The 24,540-nt window shown below is 64.7% G+C and carries 23 protein-coding genes and 1 tRNA gene; 10 read left to right on the top strand and 14 right to left on the bottom strand.

Going from position 1 to position 24,540, the window contains the following annotated elements; translation table 11 throughout:
• The first annotated feature begins 75 nt into the window (after positions 1-75).
• Together AC0WRY_RS34135 and AC0WRY_RS34130 are read left to right on the top strand one after the other, a co-directional pair.
• Positions 76-342 (top strand): DUF3551 domain-containing protein, encoded by a 267-nt coding sequence (locus AC0WRY_RS34135; RefSeq protein WP_194405087.1) that lies wholly within the window; start codon positions 76-78, stop codon positions 340-342.
• Positions 343-436: 94 nt separating this feature from the next.
• Complete coding sequence (locus tag AC0WRY_RS34130) at positions 437-715, top strand: DUF3551 domain-containing protein (RefSeq protein ID WP_491122507.1); 279 nt, start codon at positions 437-439, stop codon at positions 713-715.
• A 12-nt stretch (positions 716-727) separates the two neighbouring features.
• On the opposite strand, the gene AC0WRY_RS34125 is transcribed toward AC0WRY_RS34130, so the two are convergent.
• A complete protein-coding gene (locus tag AC0WRY_RS34125) occupies positions 728-1,972 on the bottom strand; it encodes a S1C family serine protease (protein WP_194405085.1) in 1,245 nt (414 codons plus the stop codon).
• Positions 1,973-2,172: 200 nt separating this feature from the next.
• Between AC0WRY_RS34125 and AC0WRY_RS34120 the strand changes: the two genes are divergently transcribed.
• The 6 genes from AC0WRY_RS34120 (at position 2,173) to AC0WRY_RS34095 (ending at position 5,960) form a co-directional block, all read left to right on the top strand.
• Positions 2,173-2,790 carry a hypothetical protein gene (locus AC0WRY_RS34120; RefSeq protein WP_211415364.1) on the top strand — a complete coding sequence of 206 codons (618 nt, stop codon included), beginning with the start codon at positions 2,173-2,175 and terminating at the stop codon, positions 2,788-2,790.
• Positions 2,777-3,151 carry a transcriptional regulator gene (locus AC0WRY_RS34115; protein ID WP_194405083.1) on the top strand — a complete coding sequence of 125 codons (375 nt, stop codon included), beginning with the start codon at positions 2,777-2,779 and terminating at the stop codon, positions 3,149-3,151. Before AC0WRY_RS34120 ends, AC0WRY_RS34115 begins: the two co-directional genes overlap by 14 nt.
• Positions 3,152-3,181: 30 nt before the next feature.
• Positions 3,182-3,937: a di-trans,poly-cis-decaprenylcistransferase gene (locus tag AC0WRY_RS34110; RefSeq protein ID WP_491122506.1), complete on the top strand. Its 756-nt coding sequence runs from the start codon at positions 3,182-3,184 to the stop codon at positions 3,935-3,937.
• 122 nt (positions 3,938-4,059) lie between these two features.
• Positions 4,060-4,596 (top strand): GNAT family N-acetyltransferase, encoded by a 537-nt coding sequence (locus AC0WRY_RS34105; RefSeq protein ID WP_491122505.1) that lies wholly within the window; start codon positions 4,060-4,062, stop codon positions 4,594-4,596.
• 122 nt (positions 4,597-4,718) lie between these two features.
• Positions 4,719-5,405, top strand: coding sequence for a DNA-3-methyladenine glycosylase I (locus AC0WRY_RS34100; RefSeq protein WP_491122504.1), 687 nt, complete (start codon positions 4,719-4,721; stop codon positions 5,403-5,405).
• 261 nt (positions 5,406-5,666) lie between these two features.
• Positions 5,667-5,960, top strand: coding sequence for a hypothetical protein (locus AC0WRY_RS34095; protein ID WP_194405079.1), 294 nt, complete (start codon positions 5,667-5,669; stop codon positions 5,958-5,960).
• A 97-nt stretch (positions 5,961-6,057) separates the two neighbouring features.
• On the opposite strand, the gene dinB is transcribed toward AC0WRY_RS34095, so the two are convergent.
• Entirely contained in the window at positions 6,058-7,158 is a 1,101-nt protein-coding gene (gene dinB, locus AC0WRY_RS34090; RefSeq protein WP_491122503.1) for a DNA polymerase IV, read from the bottom strand.
• 43 nt (positions 7,159-7,201) lie between these two features.
• On the opposite strand from dinB, the gene AC0WRY_RS34085 reads away from it, so the two are divergent.
• Positions 7,202-7,645, top strand: coding sequence for a TspO/MBR family protein (locus AC0WRY_RS34085; RefSeq protein WP_491122502.1), 444 nt, complete (start codon positions 7,202-7,204; stop codon positions 7,643-7,645).
• A 94-nt stretch (positions 7,646-7,739) separates the two neighbouring features.
• Positions 7,740-7,949, top strand: coding sequence for a hypothetical protein (locus tag AC0WRY_RS34080; protein ID WP_194405076.1), 210 nt, complete (start codon positions 7,740-7,742; stop codon positions 7,947-7,949).
• 27 nt (positions 7,950-7,976) lie between these two features.
• Here AC0WRY_RS34080 and AC0WRY_RS34075 read toward each other — a convergent pair.
• The 12 genes from AC0WRY_RS34075 to AC0WRY_RS34020 form a co-directional block, all read right to left on the bottom strand.
• A tRNA-Arg gene (locus AC0WRY_RS34075) sits at positions 7,977-8,053 on the bottom strand.
• 61 nt (positions 8,054-8,114) lie between these two features.
• The gene (locus AC0WRY_RS34070) at positions 8,115-9,209 is read right to left on the bottom strand and encodes a sensor domain-containing diguanylate cyclase (protein ID WP_491122501.1); all 1,095 of its coding nucleotides are present in this window, start codon (positions 9,207-9,209) and stop codon (positions 8,115-8,117) included.
• Positions 9,209-12,331, bottom strand: a complete 3,123-nt coding sequence (locus AC0WRY_RS34065) for an EAL domain-containing protein (protein ID WP_491122500.1) — start codon at positions 12,329-12,331, stop codon at positions 9,209-9,211. The genes AC0WRY_RS34070 and AC0WRY_RS34065 overlap by 1 nt, the downstream gene beginning before the upstream one ends.
• 175 nt (positions 12,332-12,506) lie before the next feature.
• Positions 12,507-13,589 (bottom strand): branched-chain amino acid ABC transporter permease, encoded by a 1,083-nt coding sequence (locus AC0WRY_RS34060; RefSeq protein ID WP_491122499.1) that lies wholly within the window; start codon positions 13,587-13,589, stop codon positions 12,507-12,509.
• A complete protein-coding gene (locus AC0WRY_RS34055) occupies positions 13,586-14,596 on the bottom strand; it encodes a branched-chain amino acid ABC transporter permease (protein WP_491122498.1) in 1,011 nt (336 codons plus the stop codon). The genes AC0WRY_RS34060 and AC0WRY_RS34055 overlap by 4 nt, the downstream gene beginning before the upstream one ends.
• Entirely contained in the window at positions 14,593-15,315 is a 723-nt protein-coding gene (locus tag AC0WRY_RS34050) for a branched-chain amino acid ABC transporter ATP-binding protein (protein ID WP_194405072.1), read from the bottom strand. Before AC0WRY_RS34050 ends, AC0WRY_RS34055 begins: the two co-directional genes overlap by 4 nt.
• Positions 15,312-16,085: an ABC transporter ATP-binding protein gene (locus tag AC0WRY_RS34045; RefSeq protein WP_194405071.1), complete on the bottom strand. Its 774-nt coding sequence runs from the start codon at positions 16,083-16,085 to the stop codon at positions 15,312-15,314. The genes AC0WRY_RS34050 and AC0WRY_RS34045 overlap by 4 nt, the downstream gene beginning before the upstream one ends.
• A gap of 171 nt (positions 16,086-16,256) precedes the next feature.
• Complete coding sequence (locus AC0WRY_RS34040) at positions 16,257-17,441, bottom strand: substrate-binding domain-containing protein (RefSeq protein WP_194405070.1); 1,185 nt, start codon at positions 17,439-17,441, stop codon at positions 16,257-16,259.
• A 106-nt stretch (positions 17,442-17,547) separates the two neighbouring features.
• Positions 17,548-19,575 (bottom strand): acyl CoA:acetate/3-ketoacid CoA transferase, encoded by a 2,028-nt coding sequence (locus tag AC0WRY_RS34035; RefSeq protein WP_194405069.1) that lies wholly within the window; start codon positions 19,573-19,575, stop codon positions 17,548-17,550.
• A 108-nt stretch (positions 19,576-19,683) separates the two neighbouring features.
• The gene (locus tag AC0WRY_RS34030; protein WP_246776382.1) at positions 19,684-20,994 is read right to left on the bottom strand and encodes an MFS transporter; all 1,311 of its coding nucleotides are present in this window, start codon (positions 20,992-20,994) and stop codon (positions 19,684-19,686) included.
• A gap of 196 nt (positions 20,995-21,190) precedes the next feature.
• Positions 21,191-22,630 carry a sigma-54 interaction domain-containing protein gene (locus AC0WRY_RS34025; protein WP_194405067.1) on the bottom strand — a complete coding sequence of 480 codons (1,440 nt, stop codon included), beginning with the start codon at positions 22,628-22,630 and terminating at the stop codon, positions 21,191-21,193.
• A gap of 153 nt (positions 22,631-22,783) precedes the next feature.
• A complete protein-coding gene (locus tag AC0WRY_RS34020) occupies positions 22,784-24,520 on the bottom strand; it encodes a putative bifunctional diguanylate cyclase/phosphodiesterase (protein ID WP_194405066.1) in 1,737 nt (578 codons plus the stop codon).
• Positions 24,521-24,540: the final 20 nt, after the last annotated feature.

The following is a 24,540-nucleotide window of genomic DNA, read 5'->3' as shown; positions in this document are numbered from 1 at the left end:
CGATAGCAACCTTGCGGCCTTGCCGGCGTTCTCAGGAGGCCTATTCTTCTGAGGCATCCGGCAAGGAGCACGCAAATGCGCAAGGCAATATTCGCAATGGTCGCGCTGGCTGGATTGGGCGTCGGCAGCCTTGCCGGCATCAGTCCAGCTGCGGCTTATGATTATCCCTGGTGTGCCCAGGGCAGGGGCACCGGCTACCCCGGTGAATGCTCCTATCGGACGTTGCAGCAATGCCAGGCCAGCGTCTCCGGGCGCCTCTTGACCTGCGGGGTCAATCCGCGCACGGCGTACAACCAGCAGCGGCCATCGCGGCGGTATCTGCGTGAGTATGCGCCTTATTAGGACGCGACCCAGCGACGCGATCTGGAATAAAGTGGCTTGAGGCGACCTCGTTAAAGGGGGCGCGCCTTATCTTCATTGCACGGGAGACCGGATCGTGACCAGGAATCAATGTCTGTTCGCCGCGCTGGGGGCCATCGCTCTCGGCTTCGCCACCGTCCCGCCCGCAGCTGCCCGCGACTATCCATGGTGCGCCCAGGGCGGGGACTATGATTATCCCGGCGAATGCGCCTACGCGACCTACGAGCAGTGCCAGGCCAGCGTGTCCGGCCGGCTGCTCTACTGCGATCGCAATCCGCGCTTCGCCTACGGCCAGGTGCAGCCCGTGCAACCGCCGCCGCCGCCGCGGCGCGCGCGGCCCGTCACGCCGTATTGAGAGCAGAGCGGTTCACCGCTTCGCGTCGGCCTGCTCCGTAGCGGTACACGAGATCAGCATCGTGTAGGCGCGGGCGTTGCCGGCGATGTCGGTGGTCTTCAGTTCGCCCTTCGGCTCTGCGGTCTGGTAGGGCACGACGGAATTGTCGAGGAAATCGCGCAGCGCCCCGGTCTTGATGGCGAAGTTGATGTTCTCGGGAATATCGCCGGTCATGGCGGCGATACGCAATCCCGGGATCTTTCCGGTGACTACGCCTACGATCTGGCCCGAGGTATCGAACAGCGGGCCGCCGCTGTTGCCGGGTTGCACGGGCGCGCTGATTTGCAGGAAGCGCGTGTCATTGCGCATGCCGCTGAGCGAGCTCACGATGCCGGTCGTCACTCTCAGATCCGAGCTGAGCAATCCGTGGTAGGGAAAGCCGATCGCGACGACGGAATCGCCTGCGTGGAACGAGCGGTCGCGGATGCGGGCGAAATCCTTGAAGGTCGACGACGACGGCGCCTGAAGTAGGGCGAGATCATTGTTGGCGTCGGTCGAAACGACGCGCAGCACCATCGCGGCCTCGCCGGTGAGGTTGCCCTTGATGTCGCCGACGCAGCCATTGACCACGTGATTGTTGGTGACGATGTGGCCGCTCGCGCTCACGACGAAACCGGTGCCGCTCTTGGCCCCGCCGAGCTTGCCGGACGCCGGCGGCGCCGGCTTGTCCGGTGCGGCCTGCGGCTTGGCGGTAACCTTTGTAAAGTCGCCGGCCTTGTCCAGCCCGTCGGCCTTCACTCGCGTGACGCAATTGGTGACCGCGGTGATCAAAGGCGCTGTTGACGTCAGGCTGAATTGAAAAGGTGTGCCCCTCGCCACTGCCACCATCAGGCTCGCCTTCTGGAAAGCACGCGCGACATTCGTGGGCAGAACCGCCGAGACCATCACCTCGGAGAATGCGGTCGCGAAGAGTTTCACCTCGGCTTGACCATCGAATGTCACGTCGATCGTCAGGTTCTCGCCCTTCTTGAAACGAAACGCTGGATTGGCAAAGCCGAGCAGCCACGCCTTGTTCGAATCCTGGCCGACAAGCAGTGTCATGCCATTGGCGTAGGGTGTGCTTGCGGCGCAGTGGGAGAACGCGCCGGTTGAATCGTTGGTGTAGGCGCCGCCGTTCCAGTTGCCGACGTGGATGGTGCCGAAAGGCCCCGCCGCATGAGCGGGACCGGCGATCATCGCCTGGGACACAAACGCAACGATTAACGATCTAAGCCACATACCCAGCCCCCTGGACGCTTTTGGCCGCATCTTATCCGTGGAAGCGGGGCTCGCGCAACCGGCAGTTGTCATCGGGGCGCAAATCCCCTCTCGGCAATTCCTGGCTTGCCTTTACTTTGCACCGCTATATACTTTGCAATACAAAGTAACGGGTCGGCAATCCCGGCAAATCCGTGCGGAGCGAGGTTCTGGCGTTGCCAATGCGCGATCTCGACAAGGCCCTGGCCGATATCGTGGCGATCCGCAGCCAGATCGCGGCGGGCACGGCGTTCCGCGGCTATGGTCCGGCGACGATGGCCGCGACTGCCGTCGTTGCGCTGCTTACAGCGGTCCTGCAATTCTGGCTGCTCGGCGATCCCACCAATGAACCGCTCGGCTTCTTCGTCGGCTGGTTCGTCGCCGCCGCGCTATCCGTCCTGATGATCGGGATCGAGATGCGCGCGCGTTCGCGCCGCCATCATTCGGGCCTGGCCGATGCCATGATCCACCAGGCGGTCGAGCAGTTCCTGCCCGCAGGCGTTGCCGGCGTGCTGCTCGCGGTGGTGATGTGGAAGTTCGCGGCCGAGACGTTGTGGCTGCTCCCGGGCCTGTGGCAGGTCCTGGTGTCGCTCGGCATTTTCGCCTCCATCCGCTCGCTGCCGCGCACCGTTGCGCTCGCTGGCGCCTGGTATTTCGTGTCCGGCTTCCTGGTGGTGGTGATCGCGAGCCAGACCCACACGCTGTCGCCATGGACCATGGGGCTGCCCTTCGTGATCGGGCAGTCGCTGATGGCGGCCATTCTGCATGTCGCATCCGGAGACCATGATGTCGAAGACTGACAGCGCACCCTTCTCCTACGAAGGGCTCGACCGCGTGATCCACGAGAAGGCGAGGCTCGGGCTTCTGACCTCGCTGATGGCGCATCCGAAGGGGCTGGCATTCGCCGATCTCAAGCAGCTGTGCGGCCTCACCGACGGCAATCTCAGCCGGCATCTCGCCGTGCTCCAGGAGGCCGGCCTGGTCGACGTGACCAAGGGTTACGAGGGCAACCGTCCGCACACCACCTGCCGCCTCACCAAGACCGGGCGCCGACGTTTCCTCGACTATCTCGCCGTGCTGGAACGCCTGGTGCGCGACGCCGCCAAGGCCGCCGGCCGCGAGGCGCCGCCGCTCGGCCGCCTCGGCATCATCTCGACCTGATCCTCCCCCTTTTTGACCGGAGACTTTGCAATGCAAAGTGACAAGACCTCTCGTAATGTGAGCTCCCATAACGAGAAGCTTCACGTCGGCATCATCATGGACGGCAACGGGCGATGGGCGACGCGCCGCGGCCTGTCGCGCGTCCGCGGCCACGAGGCCGGCGTCGAAGCCATCCGTCGCATCGTCGAGGCCGCACCCAAGCAGGGCATCGGCACGCTGACGCTCTACGCCTTCTCCACCGACAATTGGCGCAGGCCAAAGGCCGAGGTTGCCGCATTGATGACCTTGCTTCGCTTCTATCTCGCCAATGAGGTGCAGAGCCTGATCGAGAACGGTGTGCGCCTCACCGTGATCGGTCGTCGTGATCGCCTGCCTGAAGGCGTCGCGGGCGCAATCACGCGCGCCGAGGAAGCCACTTCCCGCGGCGGCACGCTGCACCTGCGCATCGCGGTCGACTATTCCGCGCGCGACGCCATTCTCAACGCCGCAGCGAAGGCGGCCGCGTTGACCAGTCTTACCCGCGAAGCCTTCTCGCAGCTCGTCACCGGCGAAGCCGGCCTGCGCGACGTCGATCTCATCATCCGCACCTCGGGCGAGAAGCGGCTGTCGGACTTCCTGCTCTGGGAAGGCGCCTATGCCGAGCTGCATTTCACCGAGCGGATGTGGCCCGAGTTCGACGCGGGCGATCTCGCCGCCGCCCTGGCGTCCTTCCATGGCCGCGAGCGTCGCTTCGGTGGCCTGCAGGCGATCATGCCCGAGGAGGTGCCGTCACTCTCCCGTGTGTGACGTGCGGCACACGAGAACGAGCTGTTCGTTTTCAGCCGCATGATTGGCAGCAACGTCCAAGCGGATGGCGTGCGGCCTCGGCTAGGTCTGCAACTCCCAGCAACCTGCCGAGAGCATCACGCATGTCACAGCTGTTTCCGGGAGCCGTCGTCGAGCCGGTCGAACTGGCCGAAGCGAAGGGCATGGTCTGCATCAGGACCGCCAGCGCATCCGACGTCGAGAGCCTGTCGGTCTATTTCACCGACCTCTCCACGACGTCCCGCAACAAGCGCTTCAGCGGCGCGCGAGCGGACCCCGGCGTGGTCGCGGCCGAATGCATCGCCAGGAGCAGCGGTCTCGACAATTTCACTTTGCTTGCCGAGCTCAGGGAGGATGGGCGGGGCAGGATCATCGGCGAAGCGCGATATGCCTATGACGCGGCGGCACGGCATGGCGAATTTGCCATCTCGGTCGCCGATGCCTTCCAGCGCAAAGGTCTTGGCCTTCAGATGATGACGGCGATGGAGACGCGCGCGATCGATCTCGGCCATGAGATGATCGCCGCCGAGACGGCGCGCACCAATGCGGAGATGCGTGGTCTCGCGAAGAAGGCGGGCTTCAACGATACCGGGCTCGGAGACTGGCAGTCGGTTCACGTCGCAAAGCGCCTGTCGCGATAGCCGAGCCTGATTTGCCTGCCGGCGCAGACCGAGCGGCTCAACGCCAGCCCCGCCCATCCGCGGGACTGGACGGCATCGCCGAATTCTGATGTCGTGGCGTGCCCTCAATTGCCTGTGTCCGCATGCCCGCCTTCAAGACCATTCGCGCCCGCGCCGAGAAACGCAAGGGCGGCCCCAAGGCCCTGGAAAAGCTGATGCCGGCGAAGCCCGACCTGAAGCGTCTGGCCAAGCTCGGCGACGATCGCATCCTGGCCGAGATGACGAAGCGCGTGTTCTGTGCCGGCTTCGCCTGGAGCGTGATCGATTCGAAATGGGATGGCTTTGAGGAGGCCTTCCTGCATTTCCAGCCGGCCAAGCTCAGCTTCCAGCCGGAAGACTATTGGGAAGGCCTTCTGCGCGATGCGCGCATCGTGCGCAACGGGGCCAAGATCATGTCGGTGCGCGACAACGCCGCTTTCGTGCAGGAGATCGCGAAGGAGCACGGCAGCTTCGGCAAGTTCCTGGCGAAATGGCCTTCGTCCAACGAGATCGGCCTGCTCGATCTTCTGGCCAAGCGCGGCAGCCGTCTCGGCGGCAACACCGGCCAGATGCTGCTGCGCTTCGTCGGCTGGGACGGCTTTGTCACGTCGAGAGATGTCGCCACCTGCCTGCGCGATGCGGGTCTCGACATTGCCGAAGAGGTCAAGTCGAAGGGCGATCTCGCCAAGGTGCAGGCGCAGTTCAATGCCTGGGCCGAGGAGACCGGCCTGCCTTACACCCATCTGTCGCGCATTTGCGCGCTCTCGGTCGGCGAGAACCGCAGCGAATAGCTGATCGCAACACCAGCTCGAACACGTGCGGATCGCGACATCCGGATCGTCGAAGCCGCCGATGAGCGCAGCGCGCGGTCAGATCGTGTGCATCTTGTGGCGATCTCGTGCCGCGAGCGCGGCGGATGCGCGATCACAAAATACATTTCGCCGGAACATTTACCGGCAGCGCCTGTTCGGGTTTGAGCCAGGCGAGAAAAGTGCAGGGAACACGCGCTCCCGCCCGGGCCAATGAAACCGGACACAGAAACGGAGCAGCTCATGAAGCTCACATCCGAACAGGTGAAGCAGACCGTCAACCAACTCGGCGCTCAGGTGCTGCCCGACGAACATCCCGCCATGCCGCAGCTCAACAGCATGTTCGGCGAACACACCTTCTTTGTCGACGAGACGGGCCTCAAGGTCCTCGAGCCGACGCCGTCGCTTGGTGCCGACCGCCAGAGCGGTGAAGTTGTCAGCCTCGCCGATTGGGGCGATTCCGAACTGACGCGCTTGATGGCGCACGAGCCCGAGCCGACCGGCGTGATCGTGGTATTCGAGCACATGCGGCATTGAGCGGCCCGACCTGGTCGTCTTTCAATCGGTGTCGGGTCCGAAAAGGCCCGCCACCGTCGCTCGCGCTTGGCGAGCGCCATGCCGCTGTCGGAGAGCCTCAAATGCCCAATGTCAGCTGCGGCTCCGCATCGTCTTCGGCCTGCAGGGCCGACAGCGATACGCCCAGCAGCCTGACGCGCTTTCGCATCGGCATCTCGGCCTCGAGCAGGCCGCAGGCCAACCGCTCGAGATCGTCCCGGTCCCTCACCGCGGTGACGGCGGATCTGCTGCGCGTGATGATCTCGAAGTCGGCGAACTTGATCTTCAGGGTCACGGTACGGCCGCGATTGCCGGTTGCCTCGCAATGACGCCAGACCTTGTCGACGAGCGGTCTCAGCTCGGCGGCCAGCGCGTCATATTCGGCAAGGTCGATCGAGAAGGTATTCTCCGCCCCGATGGATTTGCGAATCCGGTTGGCCCGCACCGGCCGTTCGTCGACGCCGCGCGAGATCCAGTAATAATAGGCGCCCGATTTGCCGAAATTCGCGTTCATGAATTCCAGCGTCTGGTTGCGGATGTCGAGACCGGTGAACAGGCCGAGCGCGTTCATCTTCGCGGCCGTTGCCGGCCCGATGCCGTGGAATTTGCCGACGGGCAGGTTTTCGACGAAGGCCGGTCCCATCTCCGGCGCGATCACGTACTGGCCGTTGGGCTTGCGATGGTCGGAGGCGAGCTTTGCCAGGAACTTGTTGTAGGAGATGCCGGCCGACGCGTTGAGGCCGGTCTCTGCCTTGATCTTCTCGCGGATCCGCAGCGCGATGTCGCGCGCCAGCGGGATGCCTTGCAGATTTTCCGTCACGTCGAGATAGGCCTCGTCGAGTGACAGCGGTTCGATAACAGGCGTGTGCTCGGCGAAGATGTCGCGGATCTGCCTGGAGACCGCCTTGTAGACCTCGAAGCGCGGCCGGACGAAGATCAGATCGGGACATTGCCGCTTCGCCGTCACCGACGGCATGGCGGAGCGCACGCCGAACTTGCGGGCCTCATAGCTCGCGGCCGCGACGACGCCGCGCTCCGCCGAGCCTCCGACCGCCACGGGCTTTCCGCGCAGCTCCGGATTGTCGCGTTGCTCCACCGACGCATAGAATGCATCCATGTCGATATGGATGATCTTGCGCACCGGCGTGATCTCGCCGGTCATCGTGTCGGATTCGCTCATGGAAAGATGATACAATCGCGCGATGGGAAGCGCGAGGTGATGGATGTTGCAGCTGTTGGTCTTCGTGGTGGGCGTGGTCGGCCTTGGCTGGCTGATCGGCGCAACCAATCTCCCGGGAGAATGGTATGCCGGTCTCGTCAAGCCGGGCTTCGTTCCGCCGAACTGGGCGTTCCCGGTAGCCTGGACCATCCTTTACGTCATGATCGCAATTGCGGGCTGGCGGACCTTCCGCCGCGAACCCTCGGGAAAGGCGATGGTGGTCTGGGCCGTGCAACTCGGGCTCAACTTCGCCTGGTCTCCGGTCATGTTCACGATGCACCAGATCGGCGCCGCGCTCGTCATCCTCATCGGTCTGTTCGTCGCGATCGTGACCTATATCGGCCTTGAGATATCACGTGACCGATTGGCCGCCGCATTGTTCGTACCCTACGCAGCCTGGGTCGCGTTCGCCGGCGTGCTCAATGCGGCGATCTCGCGGATGAACTGAGGCGTTCAGCTCGCCGTTCATCAAAGAGGAATCGCAGGCTTGTGAGTGGCAGAGCCGGGCATGCGATCTAATATGAGCCGGCGGAGGACAGCCAATGCAATACAGCTCCGAGCTCGTTCAAACCATGCGTCAGGCCCTCGAGACCGTGATGGCGAGCGTACCCGCCGAGCAATCGGTCTTTGGCCTCAAAGCAGCCGTCGCCGAATGCATCCTGAAGGCCGCCGCACACGGTCATACGTCGTATGACGGATTGGTGACGTCCGCCAGCGACCAGATTCAGTCGATCATTTCGATGCTGACGTAAGCGCCGGCGCGAAAACGGCGGAAAGACTGGCGCACCCGACACGATTCGAACGTGTGACCTTTGCCTTCGGAGGGCAACGCTCTATCCAGCTGAGCTACGGGTGCAGTCGAAGTTCATTTAGCCGATTGGCGAGAGGGGAGCAACCGCTTCTCGCCGCAATGGGTCTCAAGCCGATTTGCGCCGGAAGGGGCCCGGAACCGCTGCGGCCTGCCGTCCCAGGCTGGCGAACTCGGCCAGCACCCGTTCGGCGCAGATGACGCGATTGCGGCCGAGCCGCTTGGCGACGTAGAGCGCCTCGTCGGCCGAGCCCAGCAGCCGATCGGGGCTGCCGTCGACCGCGCCGGGAATGTGGCTGGCGACGCCGACGCTGAGGGTGACGTGGTCGCCCGCGCCCGCAGCGCCATGGGCGATCCGCAAGGCCATGACGGCGCCGCGGATCTCCTCGGCGATGACGCAGGCGCTGTCGCAATCCATGTCCGGCAGGATCAGCGCGAACTCCTCGCCACCGTAGCGGCTGGCGAGATCGAGCGGGCGCACGGCGTGGCGGCTGACGACGGAGGCGACCACGCGCAGGCATTCATCGCCGTTCTGGTGGCCGTGATGGTCGTTGAACAGCTTGAAATGATCGACGTCGACGAACAGCAGCGCCAGCGGCTTCTGCGTGCGTTGGGCGCGGGCCCATTCGCTCATCAGCATCTGGTCGAACGAGCGGCGGTTCGACAGCCCGGTCAGCCCGTCCTTGGTGGCGAGCTCCTTCAGCGCCATCTCGGCGCGCTTCTGGTCGGTGAGGTCGCGCAGCGTCTCCACCACGGCGATCAGGTGTCCGGCCTCGTCGTGGATCGGGCCGGCGTCGATGGCGAGATAGAGCTGGTTGCCGAGCTTCGGCATCGTGCACCAGTTCTCCGCGGAAAAGCCGAGCCCGTTATGGCCGCGCGCGGCGTATTCCGAATAGAACTCCGGAAGCCGCTCCGGCCGGTCGAGTGCGACGAGATCGGCCAGGCAGGGGCGCCGGGTCTCGTAGAAGGCCTGCCAGTGCTTGCTGGTGCCGATCACCTCCGAGGCCGCGACGCCCGTCAATCGTTCGCACGCCCTGTTCCAGATCACGACGCGGCGCCTCGGATCGATCACGAAAGTCGGCACCACCAGATGCTGCATCAGCCGCACGGCATAGGAATCCGCGACGTCGACAGTCTTGTTCGAGACGGTCTTGTCCGAACTCCTTGTTGGCGTCTTGCTTGGCGACTTCACGGGTCTTGCCATCAGGCCACCGCCGCCACCGGCAAGACTGCGGGCAGGCCGTCACTCGGGCCGAACAGCTTGCGCACCTCGGCGGCCGGCTTCGGCGCGCTGAACAGATAGCCCTGCATCTGCGTGCAGCCGAGGGCGCGCAGCAGCTCGCGCTGCGCCTCGGTCTCGACCCCTTCGGCGACCGTGGTCATGCTGCTGGCGGCGGCGATGTTCACCACCGCCTGCACGATCACGGGTGCGCCGCTCGTCTCCGCGATGTCGGCGACGAAGCAGCGGTCGATCTTGATCTTGTCGAACGGGAATCGCTTGAGATAGCTGAGCGAGGAATAGCCGGTGCCGAAATCGTCGAGCGCGATGCGCACGCCGATCGAGCGGAGCTGGTGCAGGATCGAGAGCGCAGCCTCGTCGTCGCGGATCAGCACGGCCTCGGTGATCTCGAGCTCGAGGCGGCGCGGGTCGAGGCCGGAGGCGGCGAGCGCGCCTGCGATCCGCAGCGCCAGCGTGTCGCATTTGAGCTGCACCGGCGACACGTTGACCGCGACGCGTATATTTGCGGGCCAGGTCGCGGCCTCGTTGCAGGCCATGCGCAGCACCCAGTCGCCGAGCTCGTTGATCAGGCCGGTGTCCTCGGCGACGGGAATGAACTCCGCCGGCGAGACCATGCCGCGCTCGGGATGCCGCCAGCGCAGCAGCGCCTCGCAGCCCGCGACCTCGTTGGTGCGTAGGTCGACCAGCGGCTGGTAGTGGATCTCAAAGCCGCCGTTCACCAGGGCCTGGCGCAAATCCTGCTCCATGCTCAGGCGCGCCTTGGCGCTCGCATCCATCGCCGGCTCGAAGAAGCGGTGGGTGCGGCGGCCTTCACCCTTGGCGCCGTACATCGCGAGGTCGGCATTCTTGACGAGCTGGTCGAGATCGGTGCCGTCCTGCGGCGCAAGCGCGATGCCGATGCTCGCGTCCGTGGAGAGCTGATGGCCGAGACAATGATAGGGCTGGCGGATGGCCTCATAGATCCGCGTCACGAAGGACAGCACGTCGGCAGGGGACTGGATGGCGGTCTGGATCACGGCGAATTCGTCGCCGCCGAGCCGCGCGATCAGATCGCCCTGCTTGAGGCAGCCGCGCAGACGGCCGGCAATCGCCTTCAACAGCTCGTCGCCGACATGGTGGCCGAGCGAATCGTTGATGCCCTTGAATTCGTCGACGTCGATATAGAGCAGCGCGAACTGTCCGCCGCCGGCGACGTTCGCCAGCTCGCGTTCGATCTGCTCGCGGAACAGGGTGCGGTTCGGCAAATCGGTCAGCGCGTCGTAATGCGCCATATGCGCGATCTTCTCGTGGGCGCGCCGCCGCTCGGTGACGTCCTCGACGACGTTGATGATGTAGTGCGGCTCGCCGGACTTGTCGCGGATGCCGATCCGGGTCGAGGTGATATAGCGCGCTCCGGCGGCCGGCGTATTCCAGACGTGCTCGTCCAGAAACAGCCCGTTCGGCGACTGCAGCACCCTGTCGTCGTCCCGGGTGATGATCTCGGCTGCGTCCGTCGGATAAATGTCGAACGCACTCCTGCCGACGATCGTCTCCTTGGTTTCGCCGAGCTGTTCCTCGGCCACCTGGTTGGCCAGGAGGTAGCGCCGCGTCCGGGCGTCCTTCACGGTGATCCGGGACGGGATATGGTCGATGATCTCGCGCAGGAAGGTGTGGTTGCGATCGCGCTCCTGCTCCAGATGGCGGCGCTCGGTGATGTCCTCGATCGTGGCGACCCAGCCGCCCTGCGCAAGCGGGGTGTTGATGACCTGGAAGGCGCGGCCGTTGGCCAGCTGATGCACGCGTGTGGAGACCGTGCCTTCGGCGACGACCCTCATGACGTCGGCACAGAATTCCTCGACGTCGCCGTCGAACGCGCCGCACTCCTTGCGATGATACATCGCCTGGCGGATGTGGCAGCCGGGCTTGATGACGTCGTGAGAGAGGCCGAACATGTCGGCGTAGCGGCGGTTGCAGGTGACGATGGTGCCGCCCGCGTCATACAGGATCAGACCCTGGGTCATGTTGTTCAAGGCGGTGTCGAGCCGCAGCCGCTCCGCTTCCAGGCGTTCCTGCGCTTCGCGATTCTGCCGGTTGATCAGCCGGATGATCAGATAGAGGATGAGCGCGATCACAGCTGCCGAAAGTGCGGCGGTCGTGACCATGAAACTGGTTTGCTGCCGCCAGTCCGCCAGGGCCGCGGCCGTCGTGTTGGTGGCGAGGATGACCAGCGGGAAGTGCGTTAGCGATGCCGCCGAGCCGAGCCGCTCCTCGCCGTCGACGGGGCTCGTGCCACGGAGCGTCTGCTGGCCGCCTTGGGCCAGCACCTTTTGCATCAGCGGCGCGTCCTTGAAGCTCCGCCCGATCAGTTCCTCGCGATGCGGATAGCGTGCGAGCAATTTGCCTTCGCGATCGAACAGCGAGATGGCGGTGCCTTCGGCAAGCGCGACCGATGCGAAATAGTGCTGGTAGCTATCCGGATCGATCCGGCGGACCATCGCACCGAGGAAGGTGCCGTCCGGGCCGTTCAACCGGCGAGCGACGATCGTGGTCCATTTGTTGATGATGAAGCTGCGGACGGATTCCAGCAGCACCGGCTCGGACCGCGGATTCGTCTTGAACGTCTGGAAATAGGCCCGGGTTGAAACGTTGATCTTGGGCAGGGGCTGGGCCCGCGACCAGTTGATCAGCTCGCCGTCGACATCGTAGATCGCGATATCGCCGAGGTAGGACACGGAGCTGATCTTGCTGCGCAGCATCTGGTTCGCCGCGGGTCCGGACATGCGCTCGCGGAACATCGCCGGCGAGGTCATCTCCACCAGGTTCATCTGCCCGATCAGATCGGCGGCGACGACGTCGGAATCCTCGAATTGCTGATCAAAGTGCCGCGCGATCAGCTGCACCGTGTTTTCCAGCTCGCGCTCGCGATTGGTCAGGGTGCGCTCGCGAAACTCGCCGACGGCCATGGCGGTCACGGCGAAGATGCCCGCGACCAGGAGCACGCCACACAGGGTCAACCACAGGACGGGACCACGCCGCGCCAAGACCTCCCAGCCGTTCCTTGCGGCTAGAGACATTGCGGCTGCCACCGTGGAAAAGACCTGGCGCATTCCCCCCTCCCTGGAGGAACACGAATACACCGCACAAATGGCCTAAACCTTAGGAAAGCCAGTTACCTAAGCATTAATCGAGTTGCGCAATCGCGTCCGTATGCAGCGGAGCGGGAATCGCGTGACGGTTGTGCCCTGTGCGCGGCAATCGCCGCGCTGCATCATTAACGGCGGCTTAATGCGCGCCGCCGCTCTTGTCGCCGGCGGGATTGCGCAGCCGTCCGACCACGCCGGTCGGAAAGAAGTAGACGCTGGCGATGAACAGCAGCCCCAGCCAGAGCAGCCAGCGGTCGGGATGCAGCAGCCCGGGCAGCAGCGGCAGGCCGGCTTCGGATGCTGCCGTTGAGGCGGCGCCCATCAGTGACTGCAGATAGTTCTGGGCGAGGATGAAGATGGTGGCACCGATGATCGCGCCGTAGATCGTGCCCATGCCGCCGATCACCACCATCAGCAGGATGTCCAGCATGATCGAGAAGCTCAGCGAGGTATCGGGGCCGGCATAGCGCAGCCACAGCGCGTTCAGGATGCCGGCGCTGGCGGCGACCAGCGCGGCGAGGCAGTTGGCGTAGGTCAGGTGGAACACGGTGCGGAAGCCGAGCGCCTCGGCGCGGAAACGGTTCTCGCGGATGGCCTGCAACACGCGCCCGAACGGCGAGTTCACCACCCGCAGCAGTGCGAGGATCATCAGCGCCGAGACGGCGAACACCAGGTAGAAGGTCAGGATGCGGCCGTTGATCTCGAAGCCGAACAGGTTTTTCGAGATCAACACTGTGCCGGGGCGCAGCAGCTCCGGCAGCTGGAAGCTGCGCCCGTCCTCGCCGCCGGTCAGCCAGGACAGTTGCGAGGCCAGCACCTGGAAGGCGGCGGCGACCGCGAGCGTGATCATGGCAAAGAAGATCGCGGCGACCCGCAGCGAGAACAGGCCGATCGCAAGCGCGAGCAGGGCTGCGAGCGGCAGGCCGACGACGATTCCGGTTGCGACCGCGGCCCAGTTCGGGCCCATCCCGTACAGCGCGATGGCGATCGCGTAGCTGCCGATGCCGTAGAACATGGTGTGGGCGAACGACACCGAGCCGGTATAGCCGAGCAGCAGGTCATAGGAGGCGACCAACGCGGCAAAGACGCAGATCTTGGCCGCGACGTTCAGCGCCTTGGCGCCTGGAAACAGGAACGGCGTCGCCGCCAGTGCCAGGATGATGACGACGAGGACGAGCGTGAGGACGCGGCTGCGCGGCGGATCGCCGGAAAGAATCATCATCGGCTGGTCACCGCATAGAGGCCGCGCGGCCGCCACATCAAAATGGCGACCATCAGCAGGATGTTGGAGACGAGGGCGAGTTTCGGCACCAGGAAGCCGCCGTAATTGGCGACCATGGCCACGAGGATCGCGCCGATGAAGCAGCCGCCGATCGATCCCAGGCCGCCGATGATGACGACGATGAAGATCAGCACGGTGAGGTCGTCGCTCATGGAGGCGTGGACCTGTTCGCGATAGAGCGCCCACATCACGCCGCCGAGGCCGGCGAGCGCCGATCCGGTCATGAAGACGCCGAGGAACAGCCGGCGAATGCGATAGCCGAGCGCCTCGACCATTTCGCGGTTCTCGACGCCGGCCCGGATCAGGAGGCCGAGCTTGCTGCGATTGAGCACGAGCTGGATCGCGATGAAGACGGCAAGGCCGATCAGCGTCGCCAGCACGCGGTATTTGGCGATCGCGACGTCGCCGAAGATGAAGGAGCCGCGCAGCGAGGCCGGCAGCGGCATCGGAATGATCTGCGGTCCCCACAGCGCATACATCGTCTGCTCGGCGACGATCAGGCCGCCCGTCGTCATCAGGATCTGCTTCAGATGCTGGCCGTAGACGGGGAGGATCAGCACGCGCTCGACCACGAGGCCGAGGGCGCCCGACACCGCCATCGAGAGCAGCGCGGCCGGTGCCAGCACCGCAAGGTTCATCCACAGCGAATCGGCCTGCATCGAGGCCGCGAACGGCGCCAGCACCAGGGTCGCGACATAGGCGCCGACGGCGATGAAGGCGCCGTGGCCGAAATTGAGCACGTCCATCAGGCCGAACACCAGCGTCAGCCCGGAGGCCATGATGAAGATCATCATGCCCATCGCAAGGCTTGCCGCCGTCAGCGTCAGCCAGGAGGAGGTCGAGCCGATCAGCGGGATCATGAGAAGCGCGAGCGCGACGGGCAGCAGGATCGGCGCGATGTCGCGCTTCGGCTTCGGCAGGGGATCGGTTGCGGCGAGTTCAGTCACTGATGTGTCTCCAGGCTCAGGCCGAGCAGCCGCTCCTGCAGCGGCACGTCGGCGGCGAGCGCCGCCATCGCGCCGCGGTGGACGATGGTGCCGTTGTCCATGACCAGCACATTGTCGCCGAGCTCGCGGGCGGCGAAGAAATTCTGCTCGACAAGCAGGATCGTGGCGCCCTTGCGTTTGATTTCCTTCAGGCACTCGATCAGCGCCATCACGATCGCGGGCGCCAGGCCCTTGGTCGGCTCGTCGATCAAGAGCAGCTTGCGCGGCTCGATGATGGCGCGGGCGATGGACAACATCTGCTTTTGTCCGCCCGAGAGACTTCCCGCGCGCGACAGCCAGAACCGGCGCAGCGCCGGGAAGAAGCCGAAGATCCAGTCGAGCTGGGCATCGTCCAGCGGGCCGTCGCGCGCCGCCAGCACGAGGTTCTCCTTCACCGTGAGATCCGAGAACACCGCCATGCTCTCCGGCACGTAGCCGACGCCGAGCCGTGCGATGTCGGGCGTGGCGTGGCTTTCGATGCGCATTCCGCCGAGGCTGATCTCGCCGCTTGTAGCCTGCCACAGCCCCATGATGGTGCGCAGCGTCGTGGTCTTGCCGGCGCCGTTACGGCCGAGCAGCATCGTGACCTGTCCTTGCGGAACAGTGAGATCGATGCCCTGGAGGATGTGGTAGCGGCCGATATGGGTGTGCACGCCGGAAAGCTCGAGCAAATCGGTCATGCGACGCTCGCTGCGGTTTTGGGCGCGACGCCGAGATAGGCCTCCTGCACGATCGGCGAGGCGATCACCTCGGCAGGCGGGCCGTCGGCGACGAGCTGGCCGTTATGCAGCACGATGATGCGGTCGGCGAGCGAGCGCACCACGTCCATCTTGTGTTCGACCAGGAGAATGATCTTGCTCTTGTCCTGCTTGAGCTGCGCGATCAGGTTGAGCACGACGGGCACCTCGTCGATGCTCATGCCGGCGGTCGGCTCGTCGAACATGAAAACCTTCGGCTCCAGCCCGATCATCAGCGCGACCTCGAGCTTGCGCTGGTCGCCATGCGACAGCGCGGTTGCGGCGACACCGCGGCGGCCGCCGAGCGCGACCTGGTCGAGGATGGCGTCGGCGCGCGCGATCAGGTCGCGGCGCACCATCCAGGGCCGCAGCATGTCGTAATGGGTGCCGTTCGCCGCCTGCACCGCGAGGCGCACGTTCTCTTCCACGCTGAGGTTCGGAAAGAGATTGGTGAGCTGGAAGGCGCGCCCGAGGCCGGCGCGGGTGCGCAGCGGCGCGGACTGCTGGGTGATGTCGGTGCCGTCGAACAGGATGCTGCCGTGCGACGCGCGCAGCTGGCCGGAGATCAGGTTGAAATAAGTGGTCTTGCCGGCGCCGTTCGGCCCGACGATCGCGGTGAGCTCGCCCGGACGGAACGTGCAGGAGACGTTGTTGACCGCAACGTGACCGCCGAAGCGGATGGTGAGGTCGCGGGTTTCGAGGGTGAGGGGCATGTGATGTCGGGCGAATGATGTGGACGAAGACTTTAACCGCGGGCGCGCTGCGCTCCCTCCGCCGCTTGCGGGCGAGGGCGGGGGAGAGGGTGCTTCCGCAACGGGGAAATCCCCAAGAGGAAAACCCTCTCCCGGCCTCTCCCGCAAGCGGGAGAGGTGAAGCAAGACGACTCAGCGCTTGTTCTTGACCGGGACGTCCATGTCCTCGATCTTCAGCTCGCGCACCGGCTCGAGCACGGCCCAGGCGATGTTCGGATCGACCTTGACCTTGAACGCGTACATGCTCTGCAGCGCCTGATGATCTTCTTTCCGGAACACCATCTTGCCCTTCGGCGTGTCGAACTCCAGGCCTTCCATCGCCGTGATCAGCTTCTCGCTGTCGGTCGACTTCGCCTTGGTGACGGCGGCGACGACGGACATCGCGGCAGCGAAGCCGCCCGCGGTGAAGAAGTCCGGCGGCGCGTTGAAGCGCTTCTGGTGTTCGGCCACCAGCCAGTCGTTCACCGGGTTCTTCGGGATCTCGTAGAAATAGTAGGTCGCGCCTTCCATGCCGGGCAGGCCCTTATAGGCCGCGAGCGCCGGCAGGATGTTGCCGCCGGTGGAGAGCTCGATGCCGTAGCGCTTCGGGTCCATGTCCTGGAGCTTGGCCAGCGGATTGCCGGCGCCGGCCCAGATCACCCAGATCACCTTGCGGCCCGGCTTGTCCTTCAGCGCGTCGAACAGGCGCTGGCCGACCGCGGTGAAGTCGGTGGTGTTGGTCGGAGCATATTCTTCCGCAGCGAGCGTCGCGCCGGTCTTGCCGAGCGCCTCCTTGAAGGCGGCGACGCCGTCGCGGCCGAAAGCATAGTCCTGCGCCAGCGTCGCGACGGTGACGCCCTGCTTGCCGATCGCGACCGCGTTGGAGATCGCGTCCTGCGAGGAGTTGCGCGCGGTGCGGAAGATGTAGCGATTCCATTTCTCGCCGGTAATCTGATCCGCGACGGCGGGCTCGACGATCAGGATCTTCTTGTTCTCCTCGGCGACCGGGAGAATGGCGAGCGCCGCGGCCGACGATGTGGTGCCGATCGCGATGTCGGCCTTGTCGTCCTGATAGGCTTCGGCGAGCGCGGCCTTGGCGAGGTCCGGCTTGCCCTGGTCGTCCTTGGTGATGATGACGATCTTGCGACCGTCGAGCGTCATCGTGCCCTTGGTGGCGTATTCAAAGCCCATCTTCAGGCCGGTCTCGGTCTGCTTGGCGTAGGCCTCGAGCGGACCGGTCTTGCCGTAGATCAGCGCGACCTTGAGATCGTCGGCTCGCGCGGAGGTCCCCGTGGCGAGTGCGAGAATGGTTGTTGTTATGATGAGTGATCGACGCACGATGGTCCCTCCTGATTCAAAGTTTCTCGGCAGCAGCGATTTGCACAACACTACGAACATTGCAATTGATCCTTCCGGCCGAGCGTGTCGGCCACTCGAACATGCATCATTTTTGGGCCGGCCGCGTATTGCCGGCTCCCTCGGCCTGACGCCGATCCGACTGCGCTTCGTCGGCGCTTTCGAAAATATGCGGCGCGACGCCGCGCTTCTCCAGGGCTTCGCCGAGCTTGATGCGCAGGAAGCCCGACGTGGTGTAGCGCGACACGCCGGAATAGAAGCGGTCGACGAGGCTGCGCACCATGGCTGAATAATCGTCCATCAACTCCGGCAGGATGGAAAAATTGTCATAATTGACGATGGCGTAGACCCGCCGCCCCAGCGGTGCGAGCTTGGCCTCGACGATGGAAGCGATGGTGTCGATCTCGGCCCTGCTGCGCAGCGGGTAGCGTTCCAGATTGACGAAGAACAGGTTCTGCTGCTCGTCCAGCGTGAAGCGCTGGTCGAGCGGAATGGTGAGCAGGCGCTCGCGCAGATCCATCAGGCCTTCGCGGAAGATGCGTGCGTCCATCAGCCCTGGATCGCGCGGGATCAACGGCTTGAAATCCATCAGGCGTAGAATGTCGCGCTCGATGTCGATGCCGGGCGCGATTTCCGTCAGCTCCAGCCCGTCGGGCCTGAGCTCGAACACGCAGCGCTCGGTGACATACAGGGTGCGTTGCTTGCGCGCGGCCGCGAACGGGCCGCTGAAGGTGACATGCTCGACGTGATCCACGAATTTGCGCGACTTGGCTTCGTCGAGAATGACGAGCTTGCCGTCGTTCACCGAGATACTTTGCTTACCCGCGCCGAAGGTGCCGACGAAGATGACCTCCTTGGCGTTCTGGCTGATGTTGATGAAGCCGCCGGCGCCCGCGAGCTTCGGCCCGAACTTGCTGACATTGAGGTTGCCGGCGCGATCGACCTGGGCGAGTCCGAGGAAGGCGGCATCGAGCCCGCCGCCGTCATAGAAGTCGAACTGATAGGGCTGGTCGATCACCGCCTGCGTGTTGATCGCCGCGCCGAAATCGATGCCGCTCGCGGGGATGCCGCCGATCACGCCGGGCTCCGCCGTCAGCGTGATGAGATCGATGATCCGCTCCTCATTGGCAATTGAGGCGATCCCCTCGGGCATGCCGATGCCGAGATTGACGACGCTGTTGGCCTTGAGTTCGAGGGCGGCACGCCGCGCGATGATCTTGCGCTCGCTGACCGGCATCACCGGCAGCGAGGCGGCGCGGACCCGGATCTCGCTCGAGAAAGCCGGATTGTATTGGGTGCCGAAGGTCTGCCAGTGATTCTCGGGCTTCGCCACCACGACGCAGTCGACGAGGATGCCGGGAATCTTGACCTGGCGCGGATTGAGGCTGCCGGCCTCGGCGACGCGTTCGACCTGGGCAATGACGATGCCGCCGGAATTATGCGCCGCCATGGCGATGGCGAGCGCTTCCAGCGTCAGCGCCTCCTTCTCCATCGTGAGGTTGCCGTCGGGGTCGCCGGTGGTGGCCCGGATGATGCCGACGTTGATCGGAAAGGTCTTGTAGAGCAGGCACTCCTCGCCGCCGATCGTGATCAGCTCGACCAGATCCTCGGTGGTGCGTGCATTGAGCTTGCCGCCGCCCTGCCGGGGGTCGACGAACGTGCCCATGCCGACGCGGGTGACATGGCCGGGCCGGTGCGCGGCGATGTCCCGGAACAGATGCGTGATGACGCCCTGCGGCAAATTGTAGGCCTCGATCTGGCCTGAGATCGCGAGCTGCTGCAATTTCGGCGCAAGCCCCCAATGTCCGCCGATCACGCGGCGGACCAGGCCTTCATGCGCGAAATGATTGAGGCCGCGATCCTTGCCGTCGCCCTGGCCGGCCGCATAGACCAGCGTCAGATTGCGCGGCTTGCCCTGCGTATAGGGCGCGTCGCCCTCGTGCGAGAGATAGAGCTCCTCCAGCGCGATCGCGATCTCCTCGGCAAAGCCGATGCCGACGAAGCCGCCGGTCGCCACCGTGTCGCCATCGCGGATCAGCATGACCGCTTCGGCGGCCGTGACGACCTTGCCTTTCTCGGAATTGCGTAGGTAGGGCAGAGCTGGATGATGGCTCACGGTGGTCCTCCCGATCCTTTCGACCGTATGCCGTTGTTGCTTGATCCTATCGCGAGGAGCAGCGCTGGAACAGCGTGCTCCTCTCGACGGACGACACGATCAGGCCGTTCAGCCCTGAACTATCTTGCGTGTTTCGGTGGCGAAATAGACCGACACCACGGTGATGAGCGCGAGCGCGATCATGTAGAGCGAGATCGGCCAGGTTGCCGGCGCATAGGCCGTCATCAACCCCGTCGCGATCAGCGGCGACAGCGCGCCGGCGAAGATCGAGGCGAGGTTGTAGCCGAGCGAGACGCCGCTATAGCGCACCTTGGTGCCGAACAGCTCCGACAGGAAGCTCGCCTGCGGCCCGTACATCGCGGCGTGCCCGATGGCGAGACCGAGCACGATCGCGATCCAGGCATATTGCGGGTTCCTGGTCGAAAGCAGCATGAACAGCGGGAACGACATCAGCGCCGAGAACACCGCGCCGAAGATGTAGATCGGCCGCCGCCCGACGCGATCGGACAGCGCGCCGAACGCCGGGATGGTGAAAGTTTCGACGGCGGCGCCGATCAAGACGCCGTTGAGCATGTCCTGCTTGTTCATGCCGAGCGATTGCGTGGCATAAGCGAGCACGAAGGTGGCGTAGATGTAGAAGAAGCCGTTCTCGGCGAAGCGCGCGCCCATCGCCAGCAGGATGTTCTTGGGATACATCCTGATGGCCTCGAGGATCGGCATCTTCACTTCCTGCTTGGTGTCCTTGACCTTCTGGAATTCCGGTGATTCCGCGATGGTGAAGCGGATCCACAGCCCGACCAGCACCAGCGCGATCGAGAACAGGAACGGGATGCGCCAGCCCCAGGCATAGAGCTGCGCGTCGGTCAGCGTGGCGGAGACCACGGAGAAGACCAGCGTGCCGAGGACGAGGCCGAGCGGTGCCCCCAGCTGCGGCCAGCTGCCGTAAAAACCCTTCTTGTCCGCAGGCGCATGCTCGACCGCCATCAGCACCGCGCCGCCCCATTCGCCGCCGAGGCCAAAGCCCTGGATCAGCCGGCAGGCGACGAGCAGGATCGCGGCCCAGATGCCGGCGGTCTCGTAGGTCGGCAGGAAGCCGATGGCCGCGGTCGCCACGCCCATGATCAGCAGCGTCAGGTACAGCATGGTCTTGCGGCCGATCTTGTCGCCGTAATGGCCGAAAACGATGCCGCCGAGCGGGCGCGCGATGAAGCCGAGCGCGTAGGTGGCGAACGCCAGCAACGTTCCCATCATGGGGTCGAAGGTCGGAAAGAACAGCTTGTTGAAGATCAGCGCCGCGGCAGTGCCGTAGAGGAAGAAATCGTACCACTCGATGGCGGTGCCGATCAGGCTCGCGGTGGCGACCGTGACGTGCGAGGGCTGTCTCGCCTGAAGCTGATGGACCGAGATCGCTTCACTCATCTTGCGTCCTCCCTGTTTGCGAATGCGCATGTGCAGCATGCGTCATTGTGCAAAGCGAAGAGCAAGGTCCGCGCCAGATGCGGATGGTTTGCGCAATTTGGCTGAAAACACGGCAATTTCCGCATTTGCGGACAGCGAGAGGGGCGCGACGCCGTGTCAGGAATCCGAGACTCCGGACAATCCCGTGTCTCGAAACTCAGACGGAGGCCGGCCCTGTGGCGAGGCCGAATTTGGCGAGCTTCTTGTAGAAGGTCGCGCGCGAGATCCGCAGCATCTTGGCGGCCTCGGTGATCTGCCCGTTGCTGGCGGCGAGCGCCTGTTCGAGCGTGTGCTTCTCGAATTCGGCCTCGGCCTCGGCGTAGGGCACGACGAGGCCGGCCGGGCGCTCGGATGTTGCGGACCTGACCTCGGTGCCGACGGGAAGAATCCGCGCGAAATCGTCACCGGTCAGCCGGCCGGAATCGCTGAGGATCAGCGCCCGCTCCAGGATGTTGCGGAGCTCGCGAACGTTGCCCGGCCAGTCATAGCGCGCGAGCGCGGCGAGCGCGCTCGGCGTGATCTTGGCCTTGACGTAGTCGCCGGATGCGCTGATCTCCTCCAGCAGCCGGGCGCTGATCTCCGGGAGATCGTCCAGGCACTGGCGCAGCGGCGGCAGGTCGATCGAGAGCACGTTCAGCCGATAATAGAGATCGGCGCGGAACGCGCCGTCGCTGACCCGCTTGCGCAAGTCCACATTGGTCGCCGCGACCACGCGCACATCGACCTTGGAGATCTTGTCCGAGCCGAGCGGCTCGATCTCGCGCTCCTGCAGCACGCGCAGCAGCTTGGCCTGCAATTGCAGCGGCATCTCGCCGATCTCGTCGAGAAACAGCGTGCCGCCGTCGGCGATCCGGAATTTTCCCTCGCGCCCTTTGCGGTCGGCGCCGGTATAGGCGCCGGGCGCGGTGCCGAAAAATTCCGACTCGATCAGCGTCTCCGGAACCGCGGCGACATTGACGCTGACGAACGGCTTCTCGGCGCGCGAGGAGGCATTGTGAATCGCCTGCGCCAGCATCTCTTTGCCCGTTCCGGTCTCGCCGGTGAGCAGCACGGTGACGCTCTGCCGCGCGGCGCGGCTGGCGAGCTGCTTGGCCTGCGCGATGCCGGGCGTGGTGCCGACGAAGTCGGCGAAGGTGAAGCGCGCGGCGCGGGCGTTGGACAATTGCCGCCGCGCCAGCCGCAAATCGCTCTCGAGCTGGGCGACGCGGGCGAGCAGCGGCTTCAGGCTTTCGAGGTGGTCATAGAGCACGAAGCCGATCGCGCCGATCACCGTCCCGTTCTCGTCCTCGATCGGCATGCGGGTGACGACGAGCTGCTCGCCGCCGAGCTCCATGATGTCGAGCAGGATCGGCTCGCCGGTCTCGGCCACCTTCCGCATCAGGCTGTTCGGGATGACCTCCTCGATCGGGCGGCCGATCGCCTCGAAGGTATGCTTGAGGCCGAGTGCCGCGAGATATTTTTCATTGACGTAGACGACCCGCCCGCCGCGGTCGATCGCAATGGCGCCCTCGCACAGCTGTTCCAGCCGTTCGAACAGCGTCTCCATCGCGCGCGCACGGAGATAGGCTGGATCACTGATCGAGGCGGAAGCGGACATGACATATCCCACGGGAAGTCCGCTCGTGTATTAGCAAAAGGGCAGCGATTTCAAAGCGGGAAATGGGCATTGAGGCGCCGCTCCATTCCCCGCTGTCATGCCCCGGCTTGACCGGGGCATCCAGTCCATCGAGATTGCAGCGCCGCTCTCGCCCTACCTTCGATACCCGCTCGCGCGCGAATAGCCCTGGCGGTTCTGCTGCATCGGTCGGGTCGCGACGCTGGCGCGCGACTCGCTGGACGCAGGCGTTGCCAGCTTCAGCTCTTCCAGGAAGATCGGACGGGAGAAGTAATAGCCCTGCGCGTAGCGGATCTTGGTCGCGGCCTGGAGATAGGCGAGCTCCTCGTAGGATTCGAGGCCTTCGGCGATCACGGTCATGCCGAGCGCTTCGCTCAAGGATTCGATCGCGCGCAAAATGCCCTGGCTGCGCGGGCGCTTATGAATGTCGGTGATGAAGGAGCGGTCGATCTTGATCTCGTCCGCGGTGATGTCGGCCAGCGCCGAGAGCGAGGAGTAACCGGTGCCGAAATCGTCGATCGAGATGCCGACGCCGAGCTTGCGGAACATCGGCAGGATCTCGGCCTGGAAGTGGCTCTTGGCGACGAAGGCGTCTTCCGTCACCTCGATCATGAAGCGCTGGGGGAAACCGGTCTCCTCCAGCGCGCGCGCGAAGCTGCGCATGAATTCGGGGTTGCCCGCCTGCTTGGCGGCGACGTTGATGCTGATGGTCGCGTCGGCGCCGAACGTGTCGTTGATCGGATCGATCGATCTGACGATTTCGGCGAGCACGAGGTGAGTGAGCTCGTCGATCAAGCCGAGCTCGCCGGCGAGATTGATGAACGAGCCGGGTGCCTGGATCACGCCTTCGTCGTCGCGCAGGCGCACCAAGGCTTCGATGCCCTTCACGGCCTGGGTGCGGATGTCGACCTTGGACTGGAAGGCGCAGCAGAAGCGCTTCTCCAGGATGGCGAGCCGCAGCGATTGCTCGATCTTCGTCCGCGCCAATGCCTCTCGCTCCATGCTGGAGTCGAAGAAGGCCGCCGATCCCTTGCCGTCGTTCTTGACGCGGTACATCGCGATGTCGGCGTTCTGTCGCAGCGTCTCGAAGCTGCTGCCGTGATCGGGATACATGCTGACGCCGACCGAGGTCGAGACGAAGACTTCCGAATTTTCGATGAAGAACGGCGCCGTCAGCCGCTCGAGCGTCGACTGCATGAATTCGGCGACCTCTTCCAGGCTCTGGATCGGCGACAGCAGCAGCAGGAATTCGTCGCCGGAAATGCGCGACAGCATGTCGGAATCGCGCAAGTCGCGTCCGAGCCGCTTCGACAGCTCGACCAGCAGCGCATCGCCGACGGCGTGGCCGTAATAGTCGTTGATGTGCTTGAAATTGTCGACGTCGAGGAAGGCCAGTGCGAAACGCTCGCCGCCGCTGTTCTCCGCAAGCAAATTGTTGGCACGATGTTCGATCACGCGCCGCGAGGGCAATCCGGTCAGCTCGTCGAAATAGGCCGAGCGGAACAGCTGGTCCTCGAAATTCTTTTGCTCGGTGATGTCGGAGGATGCCGAGATCAGGAGCTCGCGTCCGGCGAGGCGAACGGGACGATGGGTCGTGAGCAGCACCTGGCGCGTGGCGCCGCCGTGAAGCGCTTCCTCTGTGACGACGGCCTGGCCGGCGCTCAGGGCCCGGCGACAGGCCTCGCGGCGCGGCGCGAGATCCGGTGAGGGACGGCTGCCGTCCATGCCGAGCTGCGCGGCCGCGGCGTCGTTAACCAGCAAAAGCTCGCCATGGGCGTCCTGCACGGTCAGGCCGGCCGGCAGCATTCTAACGATTTCCTTGAGAAACCCGAGCTCGGCTTCGCTCGCGCCGGAATATCTGTTGTCGTTCATAGAAGTCATGAATCTTGTTG

The sequence above is a fragment of the Bradyrhizobium sp. T-12 genome (assembly GCF_058314695.1).
The sequence above is the reverse complement of the archived record's forward strand: the minus strand, read 5'-3'. Positions and strand labels throughout refer to the sequence as shown.

Coding starts and splice junctions, on each gene's coding strand:
- AC0WRY_RS34060 (WP_491122499.1), bottom strand. CDS start 13,589: ATGATGATTCTTTCCGGCGATCCGCCGCGCAGCCGCGTCCTCACGCTC.
- AC0WRY_RS34105 (WP_491122505.1), top strand. CDS start 4,060: ATGTCACAGCTGTTTCCGGGAGCCGTCGTCGAGCCGGTCGAACTGGCC.
- AC0WRY_RS34080 (WP_194405076.1), top strand. CDS start 7,740: ATGCAATACAGCTCCGAGCTCGTTCAAACCATGCGTCAGGCCCTCGAG.
- AC0WRY_RS34045 (WP_194405071.1), bottom strand. CDS start 16,085: ATGCCCCTCACCCTCGAAACCCGCGACCTCACCATCCGCTTCGGCGGT.
- AC0WRY_RS34125 (WP_194405085.1), bottom strand. CDS start 1,972: ATGTGGCTTAGATCGTTAATCGTTGCGTTTGTGTCCCAGGCGATGATC.
- AC0WRY_RS34065 (WP_491122500.1), bottom strand. CDS start 12,331: ATGCGCCAGGTCTTTTCCACGGTGGCAGCCGCAATGTCTCTAGCCGCA.
- AC0WRY_RS34120 (WP_211415364.1), top strand. CDS start 2,173: ATGCGCGATCTCGACAAGGCCCTGGCCGATATCGTGGCGATCCGCAGC.
- AC0WRY_RS34025 (WP_194405067.1), bottom strand. CDS start 22,630: ATGTCCGCTTCCGCCTCGATCAGTGATCCAGCCTATCTCCGTGCGCGC.
- AC0WRY_RS34070 (WP_491122501.1), bottom strand. CDS start 9,209: ATGGCAAGACCCGTGAAGTCGCCAAGCAAGACGCCAACAAGGAGTTCG.
- AC0WRY_RS34115 (WP_194405083.1), top strand. CDS start 2,777: ATGTCGAAGACTGACAGCGCACCCTTCTCCTACGAAGGGCTCGACCGC.
- AC0WRY_RS34135 (WP_194405087.1), top strand. CDS start 76: ATGCGCAAGGCAATATTCGCAATGGTCGCGCTGGCTGGATTGGGCGTC.
- AC0WRY_RS34030 (WP_246776382.1), bottom strand. CDS start 20,994: ATGAGTGAAGCGATCTCGGTCCATCAGCTTCAGGCGAGACAGCCCTCG.
- AC0WRY_RS34050 (WP_194405072.1), bottom strand. CDS start 15,315: ATGACCGATTTGCTCGAGCTTTCCGGCGTGCACACCCATATCGGCCGC.
- dinB (WP_491122503.1), bottom strand. CDS start 7,158: ATGAGCGAATCCGACACGATGACCGGCGAGATCACGCCGGTGCGCAAG.
- AC0WRY_RS34100 (WP_491122504.1), top strand. CDS start 4,719: ATGCCCGCCTTCAAGACCATTCGCGCCCGCGCCGAGAAACGCAAGGGC.
- AC0WRY_RS34085 (WP_491122502.1), top strand. CDS start 7,202: ATGTTGCAGCTGTTGGTCTTCGTGGTGGGCGTGGTCGGCCTTGGCTGG.
- AC0WRY_RS34020 (WP_194405066.1), bottom strand. CDS start 24,520: ATGAACGACAACAGATATTCCGGCGCGAGCGAAGCCGAGCTCGGGTTT.
- AC0WRY_RS34110 (WP_491122506.1), top strand. CDS start 3,182: ATGCAAAGTGACAAGACCTCTCGTAATGTGAGCTCCCATAACGAGAAG.
- AC0WRY_RS34095 (WP_194405079.1), top strand. CDS start 5,667: ATGAAGCTCACATCCGAACAGGTGAAGCAGACCGTCAACCAACTCGGC.